Source organism: Neisseria sp. P0006.S004 (assembly GCF_051963015.1).
Classification (GTDB): domain Bacteria; phylum Pseudomonadota; class Gammaproteobacteria; order Burkholderiales; family Neisseriaceae; genus Neisseria.
In genome coordinates this window covers 486,231-503,777 of sequence record NZ_JBQCUS010000001.1, presented here as the reverse complement: position 1 = coordinate 503,777, position 17,547 = coordinate 486,231, and the positions used below count along the sequence as shown (strand labels likewise).

General features: G+C 47.6%; 13 protein-coding genes. 6 read left to right on the top strand and 7 right to left on the bottom strand.

All coding sequences use genetic code 11. From position 1 onward, the window contains the following. Positions 1-81: 81 nt before the first annotated feature. Complete coding sequence (locus tag ACTHR2_RS02415) at positions 82-945, bottom strand: phosphoribosylaminoimidazolesuccinocarboxamide synthase (RefSeq protein ID WP_440375308.1); 864 nt, start codon at positions 943-945, stop codon at positions 82-84. Positions 946-1,108: 163 nt separating this feature from the next. Continuing rightward, complete coding sequence (locus tag ACTHR2_RS02410; RefSeq protein ID WP_371444204.1) at positions 1,109-2,563, bottom strand: calcium-binding protein; 1,455 nt, start codon at positions 2,561-2,563, stop codon at positions 1,109-1,111. A 441-nt stretch (positions 2,564-3,004) separates the two neighbouring features. Here ACTHR2_RS02410 and rfbD point away from each other — a divergent pair, with 441 nt between their 5' ends. The 3 genes from rfbD (at position 3,005) to ACTHR2_RS02395 (ending at position 8,585) form a co-directional block, all read left to right on the top strand. Next, positions 3,005-3,868, top strand: coding sequence for a dTDP-4-dehydrorhamnose reductase (gene rfbD, locus ACTHR2_RS02405; protein ID WP_263335921.1), 864 nt, complete (start codon positions 3,005-3,007; stop codon positions 3,866-3,868). Positions 3,869-4,019: 151 nt separating this feature from the next. After that, positions 4,020-6,878 carry an excinuclease ABC subunit UvrA gene (uvrA, locus tag ACTHR2_RS02400; RefSeq protein WP_440375307.1) on the top strand — a complete coding sequence of 953 codons (2,859 nt, stop codon included), beginning with the start codon at positions 4,020-4,022 and terminating at the stop codon, positions 6,876-6,878. Between the two features lie 45 nt (positions 6,879-6,923). Next, positions 6,924-8,585: an anti-phage dCTP deaminase gene (locus ACTHR2_RS02395; RefSeq protein WP_440375306.1), complete on the top strand. Its 1,662-nt coding sequence runs from the start codon at positions 6,924-6,926 to the stop codon at positions 8,583-8,585. Between the two features lie 258 nt (positions 8,586-8,843). Here the strand turns inward: ACTHR2_RS02395 and ACTHR2_RS02390 are convergent, their stop codons facing one another. The 5 genes from ACTHR2_RS02390 to ACTHR2_RS02370 form a co-directional block, all read right to left on the bottom strand. After that, on the bottom strand, positions 8,844-9,230 hold the full coding sequence (locus tag ACTHR2_RS02390; protein WP_004519763.1) for a DUF5339 family protein: 387 nt from the start codon (positions 9,228-9,230) through the stop codon (positions 8,844-8,846). 186 nt (positions 9,231-9,416) lie between these two features. Next, positions 9,417-11,261 carry an anaerobic ribonucleoside-triphosphate reductase gene (gene nrdD, locus ACTHR2_RS02385; RefSeq protein ID WP_440372273.1) on the bottom strand — a complete coding sequence of 615 codons (1,845 nt, stop codon included), beginning with the start codon at positions 11,259-11,261 and terminating at the stop codon, positions 9,417-9,419. A gap of 54 nt (positions 11,262-11,315) precedes the next feature. Beyond that, entirely contained in the window at positions 11,316-11,825 is a 510-nt protein-coding gene (gene nrdG / locus ACTHR2_RS02380) for an anaerobic ribonucleoside-triphosphate reductase activating protein (RefSeq protein WP_440375305.1), read from the bottom strand. Positions 11,826-12,111: 286 nt separating this feature from the next. Further along, positions 12,112-13,254, bottom strand: a complete 1,143-nt coding sequence (locus ACTHR2_RS02375; RefSeq protein ID WP_440375304.1) for a THUMP domain-containing class I SAM-dependent RNA methyltransferase — start codon at positions 13,252-13,254, stop codon at positions 12,112-12,114. Positions 13,255-13,370: 116 nt separating this feature from the next. After that, positions 13,371-14,762, bottom strand: coding sequence for a nucleobase:cation symporter-2 family protein (locus tag ACTHR2_RS02370; RefSeq protein ID WP_036490659.1), 1,392 nt, complete (start codon positions 14,760-14,762; stop codon positions 13,371-13,373). 336 nt (positions 14,763-15,098) lie between these two features. Between ACTHR2_RS02370 and dapA the strand changes: the two genes are divergently transcribed. The 3 genes from dapA (at position 15,099) to ACTHR2_RS02355 (ending at position 17,539) form a co-directional block, all read left to right on the top strand. Continuing rightward, positions 15,099-15,974: a 4-hydroxy-tetrahydrodipicolinate synthase gene (gene dapA / locus ACTHR2_RS02365; RefSeq protein WP_150537426.1), complete on the top strand. Its 876-nt coding sequence runs from the start codon at positions 15,099-15,101 to the stop codon at positions 15,972-15,974. A gap of 81 nt (positions 15,975-16,055) precedes the next feature. Beyond that, on the top strand, positions 16,056-17,186 hold the full coding sequence (bamC, locus tag ACTHR2_RS02360) for an outer membrane protein assembly factor BamC (RefSeq protein WP_263335895.1): 1,131 nt from the start codon (positions 16,056-16,058) through the stop codon (positions 17,184-17,186). A 122-nt stretch (positions 17,187-17,308) separates the two neighbouring features. Next, positions 17,309-17,539, top strand: coding sequence for an NGO_0222 family membrane protein (locus tag ACTHR2_RS02355; RefSeq protein ID WP_036490655.1), 231 nt, complete (start codon positions 17,309-17,311; stop codon positions 17,537-17,539). Positions 17,540-17,547 lie beyond the last annotated feature (8 nt).

Genomic DNA, 17,547 nt, shown 5'->3' with positions numbered 1-17,547 from the left:
ACTATCCTTAAAATCCAGTATTTATACAATAAAAAGGCCGTCTGAAACATATCTCTTTCAGACGGCCTTCAAACTTAAAAATTAACCCTGAGTCAGCAAAGTCAATGCTTCCTGATATTTTTCGACTGTTTTTTGAATCACATCGGCAGGCACTTTAGGCGCAGGCGCTTTTTTATTCCAACCGCTTTGCTCCAGCCAGTCGCGGACAAATTGTTTGTCAAAAGACGGTGGATTGGTGCCGACTTTGTATTGGTCGGCAGGCCAAAAACGACTGGAGTCAGGCGTCAACACTTCGTCCATCAAAGTCAGCGTACCTTCCTCATCCAAACCAAATTCAAATTTAGTGTCGCAAATAATAATACCGCGAGATTTGGCATATTCGGCCGCTTCCGTGTAAAGCTGAATCGCCTTAGCGCGCACTTCCGCAGCCAATTCTTTTCCGATAATGCGTTCGCATTCTTCAAAGCTGATGTTTTCATCATGATCGCCAACTGCGGCTTTGGTCGATGGCGTAAAAATCACTTCAGGCAACTGCTGCGCTTCCTGCATACCTTCAGGCAGTTGAATACCGCAAACAGAGCCTGTCTTTTGATAATCTTTCCAACCGCTACCTGCCAGATAACCGCGCACAATAGCCTCCACTTTCACCGGAGTGAGCTTTTTAGCCACGACGGCGCGTTTCTCCAAAGCTTTAGCTTCATTTTCAGGCAAAACATCGTAAACTGTCTGACCGGTAAAATGGTTAGGCATGATATGAGCCAGTTTTTTAAACCAAAAATTGGAAATCTGCGTCAGAATCTCTCCTTTACCCGGAATCGGATCATCTAAAATCACATCGAATGCAGACAGACGGTCGGAAGCAACCATCAACATACGTTTATCGTCAATTTCGTACAAATCGCGGACTTTGCCGGAGTAGATTTTTTTCAAGCTGATTTCAGACATTTCGGGTATCTCTTTGGTAAACAGAAGAATTTGGTATTTTAGCCCAATTTGGCATCTTTCGTCAGATTGTTTACAAAATAAAGGCCGTCTGAAACCTTATAGCTCGGTTTCAGACGGCCTTAGACTTTGATTTTAGGGACAAACCCTAAAAACCATCATCCTATCAGATGGCAGGAGCCTGAGTCTGATCTTGGATTTGGTTCACAGCAGACAGAGAGTAGTAGTCGCCGTGGCCGGTTACTTGGTAAGTGCTACCGTCAGCAAACTTGAAGTTTTCAACTTTGTGATCGTTACCGGTGAACCAGTCGTCGATGGTGATGCTGTCGTTAGTACCGACAGAAACAGTCAGGTTAGCACCAGATTTGCTCAGCAATACGTCGGAAGCTGCAACGCCTTTACCGAACAACAGGGTGTCATTACCACTTTCTTCACGGATAGTGTCGTGACCGTAACCTTTGTCGAAGAAGTAAGTGTCGTTACCGGTACCGCCGATCAGGATGTCGTTGCCGACACCGCCGTCGAGGTAGTCGTTACCGTCTTTACCAACCAGACAGTCGTCGCCGGCCAAACCGTACAGATGGTTGTTGCCGCCGTTACCTTCGATGTTGTTGTTCAAAGAGTTACCGGTACCGTTCAGGTTTTGCATACCTTGCAAAATCAGGTTTTCAACGTGATCGGTCAGGGTGTAGTCGATAACGGTACGAACAGTATCGATACCGGCATGTGCATTGCCGTACTCGATAACTTGGTCGTTGGCATTGTCAACGAAGTAAACGTCGTTACCGTCGCCACCGCGCATGATGTCAGCACCGGAACCACCGTTCAGGTAGTCGTTACCGGCACCACCTTGCAGGTAGTCTTTACCTTCTTCACCGTACAGAGAGTCACCGTCGGCATCACCGTAAATGGTGTCGTTACCAGCACCGGCGTAGATTACGTCTGTGCCGTTGCCACCGTAGATGATGTCTTCGCAAGCAGTACCATAAATGGTATCTTTAGCATCGGTACCACGGATAACGTTGCCGTCTTTGCAGTCTTCAGCTCGGATGACATTACCTGGGTTTTTGTCTTCGTGACCGTATGAGTTGTTTTGGTTATGGTCGTCAACACAGTCTTTGCAGTCTGGCTCAGGTTTCGGTTCTGGTTTAGGCTCAGGTTTTGGCTCTGGCTTAGGCTCAGGTTTTGGTTCTGGTTTAGGCTCAGGTTTCGGTTCTGGCTTAGGCTCAGGTTTTGGTTGTGGTTTTGGTTCTGGTTGCGGTTCTGGCTGTGGCTCAGGTTTAGGCTCAGGTTTTGGTTGAGGCTTAGGCTGAGGTTTAGGTTGTGGTTTTGGACATGGGATCGGTTTGATTGGATCGCAGTTGTAAGGTGGGCAAACCGGAACACATTTGTAGTTAGGCGTTTTTGCCGGTGGGCAGAAAGCCGCAATAGCAGAAACCAAACCGGTTACCGCGTTAACTACTGACACGCCGACGCTGGCAATGCTAGCGATGCTGCCGATAGAAACAGAAGATTTTGCTGCAGGAGCGCAGTAGTAAGAAGAGTAGGAAGCCTTAGGCGCAGGAGCGCAGTAAGAACTAACCAGGGGTCTAGTGTAATACCCCCCGTAACAGTATGCCATAATAATTACTCCCAAAAGTTAATAAAATATTGGGTTGACGGAACGAGCAAATCCGCCCTTGCCCAATTATTATTTTAGTAATATTTTGCAAAATATTTACTCAAAAATATCAAACGGTAGAATTTGCCGATAAAAGGACAGAGTTTCGCCTGTTTTTAAATTCCATTATCCTAGTAACAATAAAAACATTAACATTGATTCACACTCTCTCAAACAGCATAGATCCTTTATCTATCTTGTTAAAAGCTGAATTTTAACTCTAGTTATAGTAAACAAACATAATACCAATAAGTGGTTATTATTCTGAATAGATAATATCGACAATTTACCCAAATACAGCCGCCTCTGCATTTTGTTCTACGCCAATAATGTGAATTTGTCGTATTTACACTATAATGACACGAACACCTATTTAACAGCTATTAGAGGAGATACTCAACCATGCGTACTTTATTGACCGGAGCCAAAGGCCAGCTTGCCCGTTGTCTGCGCGACCGCCTGCCCGAAGATTGGGAACTGATTGCTACCGACTCTACTTCGCTGGACATTACCGATACCGAAGCCGTGCATCACATGATCAAAAATTTCCAACCAGATGCCATCGTTAATGCCGCAGCTTACACTGCCGTCGATAAAGCAGAAGAAAACGCTGAAGCCGCTTTTGCCGTCAATGCAAGCGCTGTTCACAACCTGGCCGCAGCTGCCCGCGCCGCACACGCTCGCTTTATTCATATTTCCACTGATTATGTATTCGACGGCGAAGGCAAACGCCCTTACCGCGAAACCGACTACACCAATCCGCGCAGCACTTACGGTCAATCCAAAGTAGCAGGCGAGCTTTTGGCTTTAGCCGCACATCCTGAAAGTACAATCGTCCGTACTTCATGGCTGTTTAGCGAATACGGCAGCAATTTCGTCAAAACCATGCTGCGCCTTGCCAAAGAACGCGATTCCCTCTCCATTGTTCACGACCAAACCGGCTGTCCGACTTATGCAGGCGACTTGGCTCACGCCATCATCAGTTTACTGCAACAGCCTACCTCCCCACGCGGCATCTTCCATTACTGTGGCAATAAATCGGCAACATGGTACGAATTTACCAAAGCCATCTTTCAGACGGCCCACCAATTAGACGACAGCTTCCGCATTCCGGAACTGAACGCAATTACCACTGATCAATACCCCCTGCCCGCTCCGCGTCCGGCATACAGCATCATGGATTGCTCACGCCTAGAGACCGAATTCGGTATCAAACCGTCCGACTGGCAAAAAGCCCTACGCGAAATTCTCCGCAAAATCGACTAATAAGCTGATCCATCTATATCAAAGGCCGTCTGAAAACATATTTTCAGACGGCCTCTTTGTTTCTTTTATATCAAATGCTTTATCTATCCAGTCTGTCATTTGAAAAGTGCTACAATAGCCGTTTATTTTATTTTTCAGACGGCCTGACAATATGTGCAACCATCATCCCAAACATTCACACGATAATGACACCATCCGCATCCGTGGCGCGCGTACACATAATTTGAAAAATGTCGATTTAGATATTCCGCGCCACAAGCTCGTGGTGGTAACAGGATTGTCAGGCAGCGGCAAATCGTCGCTGGCGTTTGATACGCTGTATGCCGAAGGCCAACGCCGTTATGTCGAAAGCCTTTCCGCCTATGCCCGTCAATTTTTGCAGATGATGGACAAACCCGATGTCGATTTGATCGAAGGCCTCTCGCCCGCAATTTCCATCGAGCAAAAATCCACCAGCCACAACCCGCGTTCCACCGTTGGCACGGTTACGGAAATCCACGACTACCTGCGCCTTTTGTACGCCCGCGTCGGCACGCCGTATTGCCCCGAACACAATCTGCCGCTATCCAGCCAGACCGTGTCGCAGATGGTCGATGCCGTCTTGAAGCTGCCGGAAGACACGCGCGTGATGATTCTTGCGCCGGCAGTGCGCGAGCGTAAAGGCGAATTTGTCGATTTCTTTGCCGACTTGCAGGCGCAGGGGTTTGCACGGGTGCGCGTGGACGGCGAAGTCTATCAGTTGGACGAAGTACCGAAGCTGGAAAAAAACATCAAACACAACATCGACGTCGTCATCGACCGCGTGAAAGTAAAAGCTGACATCAAGCAGCGGCTGGCAGAAAGTTTTGAAACCGCATTGCGCCACGGCAACGAGCGCGCACTGGCGATGGAAATGGACAGCGGCGAAGAACATTGGTTCTCCGCGCGTTTCGCCTGTCCCGTATGTTCGTACAGTCTGCCCGAATTAGAGCCGCGTCTGTTTTCCTTCAACAACCCGATGGGTTCTTGCCCGACTTGCGACGGCTTGGGTAATACTAACTTCTTCGATCCCGAAAAAGTGGTCGCCCATCCCGAACTATCCTTAGCCGCAGGCGCGATTGACGGCTGGGATAAGCGCAACCAATTCTATTTCCAAATGATTCAATCGTTAGCACGCCATTATGAGTTTGATGCGGATGCAGCATGGGAAACACTGCCTGAAAAAGTCAGAAAAGTTGTCTTGCACGGCTCAGGCAAAGAAGTCATTGATTTCACTTACCTGTCTGAACGCGGCACTACCTTCAACCGCAGCCATGCCTTTGAGGGCATCATCCCCAATCTCGAACGTCGCTACCGAGAAACCGACAGCGAAACCGTGCGCGAAAAACTGCGCGAATACCAAAACCACCGCGCCTGCCCGAGCTGCGGCGGCGCACGTTTGCGCAAAGAAGCGCGCTACGTTTACGTCGGCGGCGAACCTTTACACGAAGTCTCCGCCTGGCCGCTGACCAAAACCCACCAATTCTTTGAAACGCTGGATTTGGACGGCAACAAAAAACAAATCGCCGAAAAAATCCTCAAAGAAATCATTGAGCGACTCGGCTTCTTGATTAACGTCGGGCTGGATTACCTGAATTTAAGCCGCTCCGCCGAAACCCTCTCCGGCGGCGAAGCCCAACGCATCCGCCTTGCCAGCCAAATCGGCAGCGGCCTGACCGGCGTGATGTACGTTTTGGACGAACCCTCCATCGGCCTGCACCAGCGCGACAACGACCGCCTGCTCGCCACCCTCAAACGCCTGCGCGACTTGGGCAACAGCGTGATTGTGGTCGAACACGACGAAGACGCCATCCGCGAAGCAGATTTCGTCGTCGATATGGGCCCCGGCGCAGGCGAACACGGCGGCAACGTACTGATTGCCGACACACCCGAAAACGTCGCCAAATGCGAAAAATCTGTTACCGGACAATACCTCAGCGGCAAAAAATCCATTGCCGTGCCGTCTGAACGCACACCCGTCAATCCCGACCGAATGCTCATCCTCAAAGGCGCGCGCGGCAACAACCTCAAAAACGTCACCCTCAAACTGCCGCTCGGTTTGATTACCTGCATCACCGGCGTATCCGGCAGCGGCAAGTCCACCCTGATTAACGACACCCTCGCCAAAATTACCGCCCGCGAACTCAACCGCGCCCAAGAAGAACCCGCCCCATACGACGACATCCACGGCCTCGAACACCTCGACAAAGTCATCAACGTCGACCAATCCCCTATCGGCCGCACCCCGCGCTCCAACCCTGCCACCTACACCGGCCTGTTCACCCCCATCCGCGAACTCTTCGCCGGCGTGCCCCTCTCGCGTGAACGCGGCTACAACGTCGGCAGATTCTCCTTCAACGTCAAAGGCGGCCGCTGCGAAGCCTGCCAAGGCGACGGCGTGATTAAAGTCGAAATGCACTTCCTGCCCGACGTGTACGTCCCTTGCGAAGTCTGCCACGGCAAACGCTACAACCGCGAAACCCTCGAAATCCAATACAAAGGCAAAAACATCAGCCAAGTCCTCGACATGACCGTCGAAGAAGCCCGCGAATTCTTCGACGCCGTCCCCACCGTATCGCGCAAACTGCAAACCCTGATGGACGTAGGCCTCGGCTACATCCGCCTCGGCCAGTCCGCCACCACCCTCTCCGGCGGCGAAGCCCAACGCGTCAAACTCGCCTTGGAACTCTCCAAACGCGACACCGGCAGAACGCTCTATATCCTCGACGAACCCACCACCGGCCTGCACTTCGCCGACATCGCCCTGCTGCTGGAAGTCATAGGCCGTCTGAAAGGCAAAGGCAACTCGATAGTGATTATCGAGCATAATCTGGACGTGATTAAAACCGCGGATTGGATTGTGGACTTGGGGCCGGAAGGCGGCGATGGTGGGGGGAGGATTATTGCCCAAGGTAGTCCGGAGCAGGTGGCGAAGGTTAAGGGGAGTTATACTGGGAAGTATTTGAAAGAGATTATCAACATTCAAGAATAATTGATATTATTTAAATAATTTTTTATTTTTTGGAGAAAATATATCATGAGTAAATATACCAAGAATTCTATTGAGAAACTATATGGATCTGATGATGATTTTATTTTAATTGGAGTTACAGGCAGAACAGGAAGTGGTTGTTCTACTGTTGCTAATATATTAAATTCTGAAGAAAAAGATTTAAAACATTCTCTTTTTCAGGGTAGCCATCCTGAAAATAATGAACATCGTGTAGAAAAAATTATTTTTAATAGATTTAAAGGAAGTTGGAAACCATTTTTGCTAATACAAGTTAGATCCATAATTACATTAATGCTTGCTGAATCAAAAAATGAAACGGCAATCGAATATGCAGAATTTATTCAAAAACACATATCAGAACCGGGAAAAATTGAAATTTTAAATTCAATTCTGGAAAACATTAATAGGGAATTTGAAAATCTAGAATCTACTAGTGAAGGTATAATAAATTTCTACGATAACTATTTACCAAATGAAAGTAAAGATTTAAAAGATTTGCTTGGAATTGAATTTACTGCATTATTTCAAGAAATTGGGGATAATATCCGTAAATCAGGGAATCCTGTTAAAAGCACGATGGAAGAAGGTAATTTTTTTAAACTAGCAGAAAGAATTAATTCAATTATAAAAGATATAAGGGAGTACCATAAAAATAAACAACAACCTACATTCATTGTAATTGATGCTATTAGAAATCCATTGGAAGCCTTCTTTTTTCAAGAAAGGTACGCTTCTTTTTATTTATTAGCAATAACCTGTAATGATGAAGAGCGTAAACAAAGGCTTAGAAACTTAGGTATAAATGATAAAGAAATAGAAACTATCGATAAAAAAGAATATAGCTCACATGACTTAGATCATGATGAAACGTACACCACGCAAGATATTCAAGCATGTTTACAAAGAGCTGATCTATATATAAACAATAAAAATGCATCGGACGAAGTTACTAAATTTATTGCTTTATCAAATCAATTAATTAAATTCACTACCCTAATGAGATATCCAGGCATTATAAATCCAACATCAATTGAAAGATGTATGCAAATAGCTTACACAGCAAAATTAAATTCTGGGTGTTTATCAAGACAAGTTGGTGCTGCAATAACGGACTCAAATTTTTCAATTAAAGCTATTGGTTGGAATGATGTTCCTGAAGGACAAGTTTCTTGTAATTTAAGAAATAGATTTGATTTGGTTGATGGCAATGATAGTAAAGCATTTACATATTTTGAACGAAATGATGAAAATTTCATTAACCATATAAAAGAAGGAAATAAACAATATATTGCAATAAAACAGTATAGAAATACTTCATTTTGTTTTAAATCCGAATATAATAAAATAAAAAAAGATAAGAACCAAGTTCATACAAGAGCATTACATGCAGAAGAAAATGCTTTCTTACAATTGTCAAAATACGGTGGAAATGGGATTCAAAATGGCTTTTTATTTACAACAGCTAGTCCTTGTGAATTATGTGCAAAGAAGGCATATCAATTAGGTATAAAACGTATTTACTATATAGATCCCTATCCAGGAATTTCTGCAGTACATATTTTGCAAAGTGGTAGTAACGACCCCGAGTTAGTTTTATTTACGGGTGCGATTGGACGTGCATTTCATAAACTATATTCGCCATTAATACCTTATAAAGATGAACTAAATGCATTAATTGAATCTTAAGTTATTACTGAAGAGACTGTCTGAGCAAGCTGTAGCCTGCATACTCAACCTCCGCGTGCGTGGCTACGCCACACACGCGGTTAGTTTGATTAACTGTTTGCTGTTGTAAATTTCAACTTAGTTGAAACTAACACTTTCAGACGGCATGAGAAATGGCCGTCTGAAAACTGAAAATGCTTTATCCCAAACACTCTAGTTCACACAACAAAAAACGGATTCCAAATTATTGGAATCCGTTTTTCTCTAAAGCTAACCGAATTATTTAGCTTCTTCTTTAGCGTCTTCAGCAGCTTCTTTAGCATCTTCCGCTGCGTCTTTTGCGTCTTCTTTAGCCTCTTCAGCGGCATCTTTGGCTTCTTCGGCTTTCTCTTCAGGAGTTTCTGCAGCAGGAACGCCTTTCAAAGCGTCCAAAGAAGTTTTACAAGTTGCATCGCGTTGGTCTGCAGGCAGGTTTTTCAACGCTTCTTTGGTTTGTTCAAAAGATTTTTGCATCATGTCTTTGGTTGCGGCATCTACGTCTTTAGTTGCTTCGGCAAATGCTTTTTCGTACTCGTCACAAACGGCAGAAGAAGATGAGCCTGAACCGCCGCATGCTGACAGGGACAGGGCTGCCAACAAAGCCGCCAATAAAGCTGATGTTTTCATGTGTCTCTCACTTTTTTAAATTTAGGTTAAAGGATGTTATATGTTAATTCATTATATGAAAGTGTCAAGAGTTTTTGTTTAATTTAATCAAAACTATATCATTGAAAGAGACAGCCTATCTCAATATAATCAAGGCCGTCTGAAGTTTCAGACGGCCTTAGGTTTGCAAGCAATCTTTTTCAACGATTACGCCGCTTTACGGTGATAATGTCTGAGCGCATGCTCTTTGCGACGACCGCTGGAGAAGGCGGATACGCGTTTCAGGTAGCCGATGACGCGGGTGCCGTAGTCAATGTCGTGGCTGCCGCAAGCAGAACAGGCATGCAGGGTGCGTTTGTCGATATGGCCGCATTCGTTGCAAATAGTGATGCGCACGTTCACGCAGAAGTAGTTGCAGCCGGTTTGCGCGGCGATGTCCAAGAGCGAGCGGTAGCCAGATTCGGGCAAGGCTTCGTCAAGGTTCAGGTGCAGCGCGGAGCCGCCGTCGAGCCAGTCCACCAATTCTTTGCCGTGCAGCAGGAATTTGTCGAGCGCGTTGATTTCTTCGTCTTCGACGACGTAGAAATAGGAGTTGTAGCATTCGCGGCTGACTTTGTAGCCATCGGCTTTGTCCCATTTGGCGTTTTTCACGCCGAGGTTTTCGGCGGGGACAAACTCGGTGTTGAACTTCACGCCGTAGTGCTTGCTGGCGGCTTGATTGGCTTCGAATATGGTTTTCAGACGGCCTTGGACGAAGTTGATGTAGTCGTCGTTGTAGCCGACTTTGATGCCTTGCGATTCGGCGGCTTCCGCCATGCCGTTGATGCCGATGGTGAGGAACTGTTTGTCCAGCGTGATGAAGCCTGCATCGTAAACGGGCAGCATTCCGGCGGCTTGGTATTCTTCCATCAGTTTGCGGTAGGCGTATTGGTATTTGTGGATTTTGGCCACTTCGGCGGCAAGGTCGCGTCCGTCTTGTTCCAGCCGGTTCATATTGATGGTGATGACGTTGATGGAACCGGTCGCCACACCGCCCGCACCGAGTGTGTAGCTAAAAGTGCGGTCTTCGATGGCGTTACGCAGACGGCAGCAGGAAGCCAACGAGTCGGGATTATCGGAAAGATAAACGAAGAAGGAATTACCTTCCGCCAATTCTTTCGCCATTTCGTCGGCGAACACAGTGTCTTTGCATTTGCCGCCATCGGTCAGCATCGCAGCGGTCACGACAGGGAATGTTAAAACGGCTTTGGTGCGCTCTTGGTTAAACCATTTAAGGAAGAAGTTTTGCAGCTTTGCCACGCTCGCCCAAACCGGTTTGCTGAAATCGGGGAAGACGAAATCGCCGAACATCGCATCGAAATAATATTGATCGTAAACGGAAATATTCCAGAATACGCTCTGATAGCCGCGCGCGGCGGCGGGCTGGTTGATGCTGTACACCACCTGCTGCATATGGTTGGCGATTTCTTTGCCATGGGTTTCCAAATAATCGTCGCCGTAGTCTTTGCGGGCGAAGTAGTCGAAATAGGTCAGAAATTCCACTGTGGCCACCGCGCCGGCAAACTGCGCGCTGATGGCAAACACAAGGTTGATAAACGAGCCGCAAAACGAAGCCAGATGTTGCGGCGCTTTGGATTCGCCGCCGAGTTTGCTTAACCCGTCGAGCAGGAAGGGATACAGCGTAACCGACACACAATAAGGCTTGAGGCTGGTTTCGTCGTGCACATAAATCTCATGCGCCTCAATCTGGCGGATGTATTCGTCTGCGACGGATTGGTCGAAAATTTCGGCGATTTTGCGCGACACTTGGGCGCGGTTAATCTGCACGAAAAAGTCTTTCATGATTTCCGCTTCCATCGTGGCGATGTTTTTTTGCGTAACGTTGGCGTTGGCATCCATTTTCGAGCCGTCCGCCGCGTTTTGCGCGCTGATGTAGTCGCGCATGAATTGTAGTTTTCCGTTTAACTGTTCGGGATGCAGCCGAATCATGTTAATTCTCCTGTATGGTTTGGATGATTTATTAAACAATGACGGTTGGGCCGTCTGAAACATCGCTGTCAGTGAATACAATAAATTCAATTTAAATCAGTGCAATACAGCATTGAGCTAAATTGAAGCCACTGGAAAAACTTTAGGCTTAGGTTTGTCTTTGATAAACAAGCGGTTCAACACTTCGTCCGTACGCAAATCAATAAACTTCTGATTGGTGGTCGGGCTGTCCAAGCCGCCCAGTTCCATCTGCCAGCGGCCGGTTTTCAGATACGTCAGATAAGGCAGGATGCCGTCTGAAACCGCCTCCAACTCCTCACGCTCCAAACCGGTGTACAAGCAGGCTTTCAAACCCGCCTGCGTAACAATAGCCAGCATTTTCTGCAAGGCTTCCGGCTGCCATTCCCCGCCCATAAACAACACGCATGTAATCAATCCGTGATAGCGTTTCAGACGGCCTTTTAAATAATCCTCGGTCAATTCCGTGCCGATGCCCTCTTTCCATGTATCGGCACTATGGCAACCTTTGCAACGCAGCGGGCAGCCTGAAAACAGAAATGCCAGCGACACTTCGCCCGGCACTTCCTGCCAGACAATTTGCTCAACTGTAAATTTCAAACCACTCATTGCAATACCACAAAACACAAGATATGGTGTGCATTAAAACACAAGACTACTAGATATGGTATTTTTATTTAACAATTTATTTTTCCTGTTTAATAGATTTTTATAATTTATCTGATTGCCTATTACTATAAATAGCAGTTTTAAACCAATAAAAAGGCCGTCTGAACACGATTCAGACGGCCTGTAATTAAAAAAAGAAAAGCAAACTCCGTTATAGTAAAGTCTATTTAAATAAAACAAAAAAGGCCGTCTGAAATCATCTTTCAGACGGCCTCTATCTCAGGTTTTAGCCCCGATTCGAGCCTTTAACCATATCCATCAAAAACAATCGGCAATCCAAGTTACCATTAAACAGCGGAATCTTACGCTTCGGAGAAAGGCGCATAAATTTCGGCATATCACGATCGCCGGTAAACATCCCAACCAACCAGCCTGCGTAATGCTGTTTCAACCATGTACCCAGTTGCGGATAAAGCGCCTGTAAAGCCTGAATTTCGGCAAGGCGCACGCCATAAGGCGGATTGGAAATCATAATGCCGTGTTCGCCGTTTGGCCGTACGGCTTGCGCATCTTGCACGTCAAAGCGAATGAAATTATCCACTTCGGCGGTTTGGGCATTGGCTAATGCGGCACGGATCATATAACGGTCGTTGTCTCTGCCGGAAATTGGCGCAGCTGCCGGTTTGATTTGTTTTTCAGCCTCACGGCGCAGCGCTTGCCATTTTTCTTTGTCGAAGTTTTGCAGTTTTTCAAAACCGAAACGGCGCATCAAGCCCGGCGCACGGTGTGTCGCAATCCATGCAGCCTCAATAGCAATCGTGCCGCTGCCGCAAAACGGGTCTTGGAAAGGTTGCGTACCGTCATAGCCTGCCAAAAGCAGCAAACCTGCCGCCAAATTCTCTCTCAATGGTGCTTCGCCGGTATCCTGACGATAGCCGCGTTTGAAGAGTGCTTCGCCGGAAGTATCGATAAAGATTTCCACGTTGCGCTCATCGATAAAGGCATGAATGCGGATATCGGGGTTGATTTTGCCCACGCTCGGACGCGCATCATAAATATCGCGGAAGGCATCGCAGACGGCATCTTTGATTTTCAAACCGACAAAATCCAAGCTTTTCACATTGGCGCGCTTGCCTTCGACTTTGACTTTGAAGGTCTGCTCCAGCTTAAACCAACCTGTCCAATGCAAATTTCGTGCCAGTTTGTAGATATCGTGTTCATTACGATAACCGCCTTTAGTCAAGCGCAGCAAAACACGGCTGGCAACGCGCGAATGCAGGTTGATGCGATACACCTGCTCCATCGTGCCTTTACATGCCACACCGCCGTCAACAGCGCGGATATCCTGACATGCCATGCTTTCGAGTTCCTGCGTCAAAGGCGCTTCCAAACCGCGAGGACAAGTGATAAAAAGTGAATAAACCGTCATATAAAACCTTTCCGGGTAGGGCTATCCGAACCACTCGGATAACAAATAAAAACAATATTATAGCCGAAAAACCAAAGGCCGTCTGAAACTTCAGACGGCCTTTGAATAAAGCTTGCTTAGTGATCCAAACTATCGGTTTCAACCTTAACCGCTTTATCGGTTTTATCCTCTGGCAAAACCAAGTTCAACAATACCGCCATAATACCGCCGGCAGAAATTGAGTTTTGGAACAATACAGGCAGGTTTTTGAACACTTCCGGCTCAAACGCCACGCCCAAACCCAAACCGACAGAAGTCGCCGCGATAACCGCTTCACGACGGCGAATACCGTGGCTGACCAAAATCCGCACACCGGCAATCGCAATCAGGCCAAACATCAATACCATCGCGCCACCTAAAACCGGACTCGGAATCGTGGTAAACGCACGGCCGATAACGGGGAACAAGCCCAACAATACCAAAATCGCCGCAATATATTTGCCCACATGACGCGAAGCCACGCCGGTCATTTGAATCACGCCGTTATTTTGCGCAAAAGTAGTCAAAGGCAAAGAGCCTAACGCCGTCGCAATTACAGACACCAAACCATCTGCCAATACGCCGCCGCGCAGGCGTTTGGTGTATTCCTCACCCTCAATCGGCTGCTCGGAGACCATCGCAGTCGCCGTCAAATCACCCACTGCTTCAAATACGCTCAACAAGAAAATTGCACCGGCAACGATAAACGCGTGCCAATCAAATGCAAAGCCATATTTAAACGGAACAGGCAGGGTAATCAGCGGCAGGTTTTGCAGGGCGGAAAAATCTACTTTACCCAAAAACAGCGCAACAATATAACCGACAATCAAACCCACCGCGATGCCGCTCATGCGCAGCAATGGATTTTTCAAACAGTTGAAAACCAATACAATCAGCAACACCAGCGATGCCAAACCCAAGTTTTCCATCGAGCCGAACGTGCCGTCTGCTTTCGCACCGAAGCCGCCGCCGAAATCGGTAATGCCGACATGAACCAAGCTCAAGCCGATCAACATGACGACCACGCCGCTTACAGTCGGCGTAATCACTTTTTTCAAATAAGGCAAAAGCCAAGCGGAGAAGCACACCAAAAACGCGCCGACAAAGGACACGCCCAAAAGCGTTGAAATCATCACATCTTCAGTCAATCCGCCCTCTTTCATGCCGGTACCTAGTGCAATCATCACGGTAACAAAAGAGAAGTTGACCGACTGAATCGACAACATACCCGAACCAACCGGCCCAAAACGGTTGACCTGCAAATAAGTGCCGACGCCGGAAGCCACCATCGCCATCGACACCAAATAAGCCGTCATTTCAACCGGCAGCTCCAACGCCCCGCCGACAATCAATGCCGGAGTAATCATCGGAACAAAAATCGCCAGAAGGTGCGTAACCGCACTCAACAACGCATTCCCAAACGGCGGCTTGTCTTCCAAACCATAAACCAAATCAAGCGATTCCGCCTGTTTTTCAGTCATTCCGGCCATGTTGAACCTTCTCTCAAGAATCGTTAAAAAATATTAAGATGCGTATTTTAACCAATTTGAAATGTATCAGCAAATTCAAAACCATCAGGCCGTCTGAAAGTTCCGCCCAACTGTTTTCAGACGGCCTCAAACCGCCTTAACACATTTTAATTCTTGACATCATTTTTCCATCTCAAAACAAACAAACCAATGATTTAAAAATGTATTATTCATTAAGATAATGACAAGTCACCATTAAACGGCAAAGCCTCATAGCGGATATGTTTCACACAAACAACAAAGTAAGCTACAATCCACTGCATAATTCACCCACACCATAAAATTAAAGGTTTCCGTATGTTAAAAGGCAGTCTGGTTGCCCTGATTACTCCGATGAATCAAGACGGCAGCATCAACTACGAACAACTTCATGACTTAATCGACTGGCACATTGAAAATGGCACCGACGGCATCGTCGCAGTCGGCACTACCGGCGAGTCAGCCACCCTGCCTGTCGAAGAACATTTGGCCGTTATTGAAGCCACTGTCAAACACGTCAACAAGCGCATTCCCGTTATCGCCGGCACAGGCGCCAACAATACTGTCGAAGCCATCGCCCTTTCCAAAGCCGCCGAGCAAGCCGGTGCGGACTACACCTTATCTGTTGTTCCCTACTACAACAAACCTTCGCAAGAAGGCATTTACCAACATTTCAAAGCCATCGCCGAAGCCACTTCGATTCCGATGATTATTTATAATGTTCCCGGCCGCACCGTCGTCAGCATGAGCAACGACACTATTTTGCGCTTGGCCGAAATTCCGAATATTGTCGGCGTGAAAGAAGCCAGCGGCAATATCGGCAACAACATTGAATTAATCAACAGCGTTCCTGAAGGTTTTGCCGTTTTATCCGGCGACGACCCTACCGGTCTGCCTTTCATGCTGTGTGGCGGTCATGGCGTGGTAACCGTCGCAGCCAACGTTGCACCGAAACTCTTTGCCGATATGTGCCGAGCCGCCCTTGAGGGCGATATTGCGACCGCCCGTCGTCTAAACGAGCAACTTATCCCAATTTATAACACCATGTTCTGCGAGCCCAGTCCGGCCGCGCCTAAATGGGGCCTGAGCTTATTGGGCAAATGCGAACCCCATGTTCGTCTGCCTTTGGTAGCACTGACCGAAGCCGGTCAAGCCAAAGTCCGAGCCGCTCTGGAAAAATCAGGACAAATCTGATCCGGAAATAAGGCCGTCTGAATCCCAAACACCCTTTTCAGACGGCCTCCCTGTTAAGAACTTCATCCACAGGAAAACAAGATGACCTATATCAAACCCATCGTAGTAGCCCTCGCCCTGATTAGCATGACTGCCTGTTCCGGCAGCAAAAAAGAACAACCCAAACTCGACTATCAAAGTCAATCTCACCGCTTGGTCAAACTGGAAGTACCACCTGATTTGAACAACCCAGACCAAGGCAACCTCTATCAATTACCGGCAGGCAGCGGCGCCGTCCGTGCCAGCGACTTCAACAAACGCCGCACTCAGGCCGTACAACAACCTGCCAATGCAGAAGTTTTGAAATCCGTTAAAGGCGTACGCCTTGAGCGTGACGGCAATCAACGCTGGTTGGTTGTCGATGGTAAATCGCCTCGCGAAATTTGGCCTTTGCTGAAAGTGTTCTGGCAAGAAAACGGTTTCGACATCAAATCTGAAGAACCGGCCATCGGCCAAATGGAGACCGAGTGGGCTGAAAACCGAGCCAAAATCCCTCAAGACAGCCTGCGCCGTCTGTTGGATAAAGTCGGCTTGGGCGGTATCTACTCTACCAGCGAACGCGACAAATTCATCATCCGCATCGAACAAGGTAAAAACGGTTCGACCGACATCTTCTTCGCCCACAAAGGCATGAAAGAAGTTTATGCCGACCGTAAAAAAGACACCACCATGTGGCAGCCAAGCGAGAGCGACCCTAACCTCGAAGCCGCATTCCTCGCCCGCTTTATGCAATACTTGGGCGTTGACAGTCAGCAAGCCGAACAAGCTCTGACCCAAAGCGTTGCCGCCCGTAGCAATGCTTCTGAATTGGCGCGTGTGGACAACGGCACTCTATTGCTGGCAGGCGATTACGGCCGTAACTGGCGCCGTACCGCTCTTGCGCTCGACCGCATCGGCCTGACTGTCATCGGTCAAAATGCCGAACGCCGCGCTTTCTTGGTTCAACAAGCGCCAACTGAAGGCGAAGCAGTTGCCAATAAAAAACCGGGTCTGTTCAAACGCGTATTTGGCAAAGGCAAAGCAGAAGCGCCAAAAACGTACCCTGAAATCATCGTCTATGTTGAGCCTATCAACAATGGCGCACGCCTCCATCTGTTGAATAAAGACGGCAGCCCATACAAAGGCAGCGATGCCTCCACATTGTTGAGCCGCCTGCACACAGAATTGCGTTAATCCGTTATTCGACTTAAGGCCGTCTGAAATATTCAGACGGCCTTTTTAACGAATGCGGCATGGTTTCAAATTCTCAATCTGACGTTATAATCAGAACATTTTTCCCCCTCCCCCAAGCTGCCATGACCCGACAAAAAGCCTATCTGCTCCTGACCGCCCTGTTTACCCTGATGTTTATCGTACTGATTCTGTTGGGCGCTTATCTTCTGAGCATTCACAGCAAACAATTTGCCGTTGCCGCCTTTCTGTTTGCCTTTGCCGCCGTTTTTGCCCAAATCGGCAGCCTTGCCCTTTACATCCGCCACAAAGCACGCGCACAAATGGCTCGTATGCAGCAAACCGAAACCCATTAAGGAAAAAC

Excerpts from the sequence above, each read along its gene's own strand:
- ACTHR2_RS02395 (WP_440375306.1), top strand. The coding sequence starts at position 6,924 with ATGAGTAAATATACCAAGAATTCTATTGAGAAACTATATGGATCTGAT.
- rfbD (WP_263335921.1), top strand. The coding sequence starts at position 3,005 with ATGCGTACTTTATTGACCGGAGCCAAAGGCCAGCTTGCCCGTTGTCTG.
- bamC (WP_263335895.1), top strand. The coding sequence starts at position 16,056 with ATGACCTATATCAAACCCATCGTAGTAGCCCTCGCCCTGATTAGCATG.
- ACTHR2_RS02375 (WP_440375304.1), bottom strand. The coding sequence starts at position 13,254 with ATGACGGTTTATTCACTTTTTATCACTTGTCCTCGCGGTTTGGAAGCG.
- ACTHR2_RS02355 (WP_036490655.1), top strand. The coding sequence starts at position 17,309 with ATGACCCGACAAAAAGCCTATCTGCTCCTGACCGCCCTGTTTACCCTG.
- nrdD (WP_440372273.1), bottom strand. The coding sequence starts at position 11,261 with ATGTTTCAGACGGCCCAACCGTCATTGTTTAATAAATCATCCAAACCA.
- nrdG (WP_440375305.1), bottom strand. The coding sequence starts at position 11,825 with ATGAGTGGTTTGAAATTTACAGTTGAGCAAATTGTCTGGCAGGAAGTG.
- dapA (WP_150537426.1), top strand. The coding sequence starts at position 15,099 with ATGTTAAAAGGCAGTCTGGTTGCCCTGATTACTCCGATGAATCAAGAC.
- ACTHR2_RS02410 (WP_371444204.1), bottom strand. The coding sequence starts at position 2,563 with ATGGCATACTGTTACGGGGGGTATTACACTAGACCCCTGGTTAGTTCT.
- ACTHR2_RS02370 (WP_036490659.1), bottom strand. The coding sequence starts at position 14,762 with ATGGCCGGAATGACTGAAAAACAGGCGGAATCGCTTGATTTGGTTTAT.
- ACTHR2_RS02390 (WP_004519763.1), bottom strand. The coding sequence starts at position 9,230 with ATGAAAACATCAGCTTTATTGGCGGCTTTGTTGGCAGCCCTGTCCCTG.
- ACTHR2_RS02415 (WP_440375308.1), bottom strand. The coding sequence starts at position 945 with ATGTCTGAAATCAGCTTGAAAAAAATCTACTCCGGCAAAGTCCGCGAT.
- uvrA (WP_440375307.1), top strand. The coding sequence starts at position 4,020 with ATGTGCAACCATCATCCCAAACATTCACACGATAATGACACCATCCGC.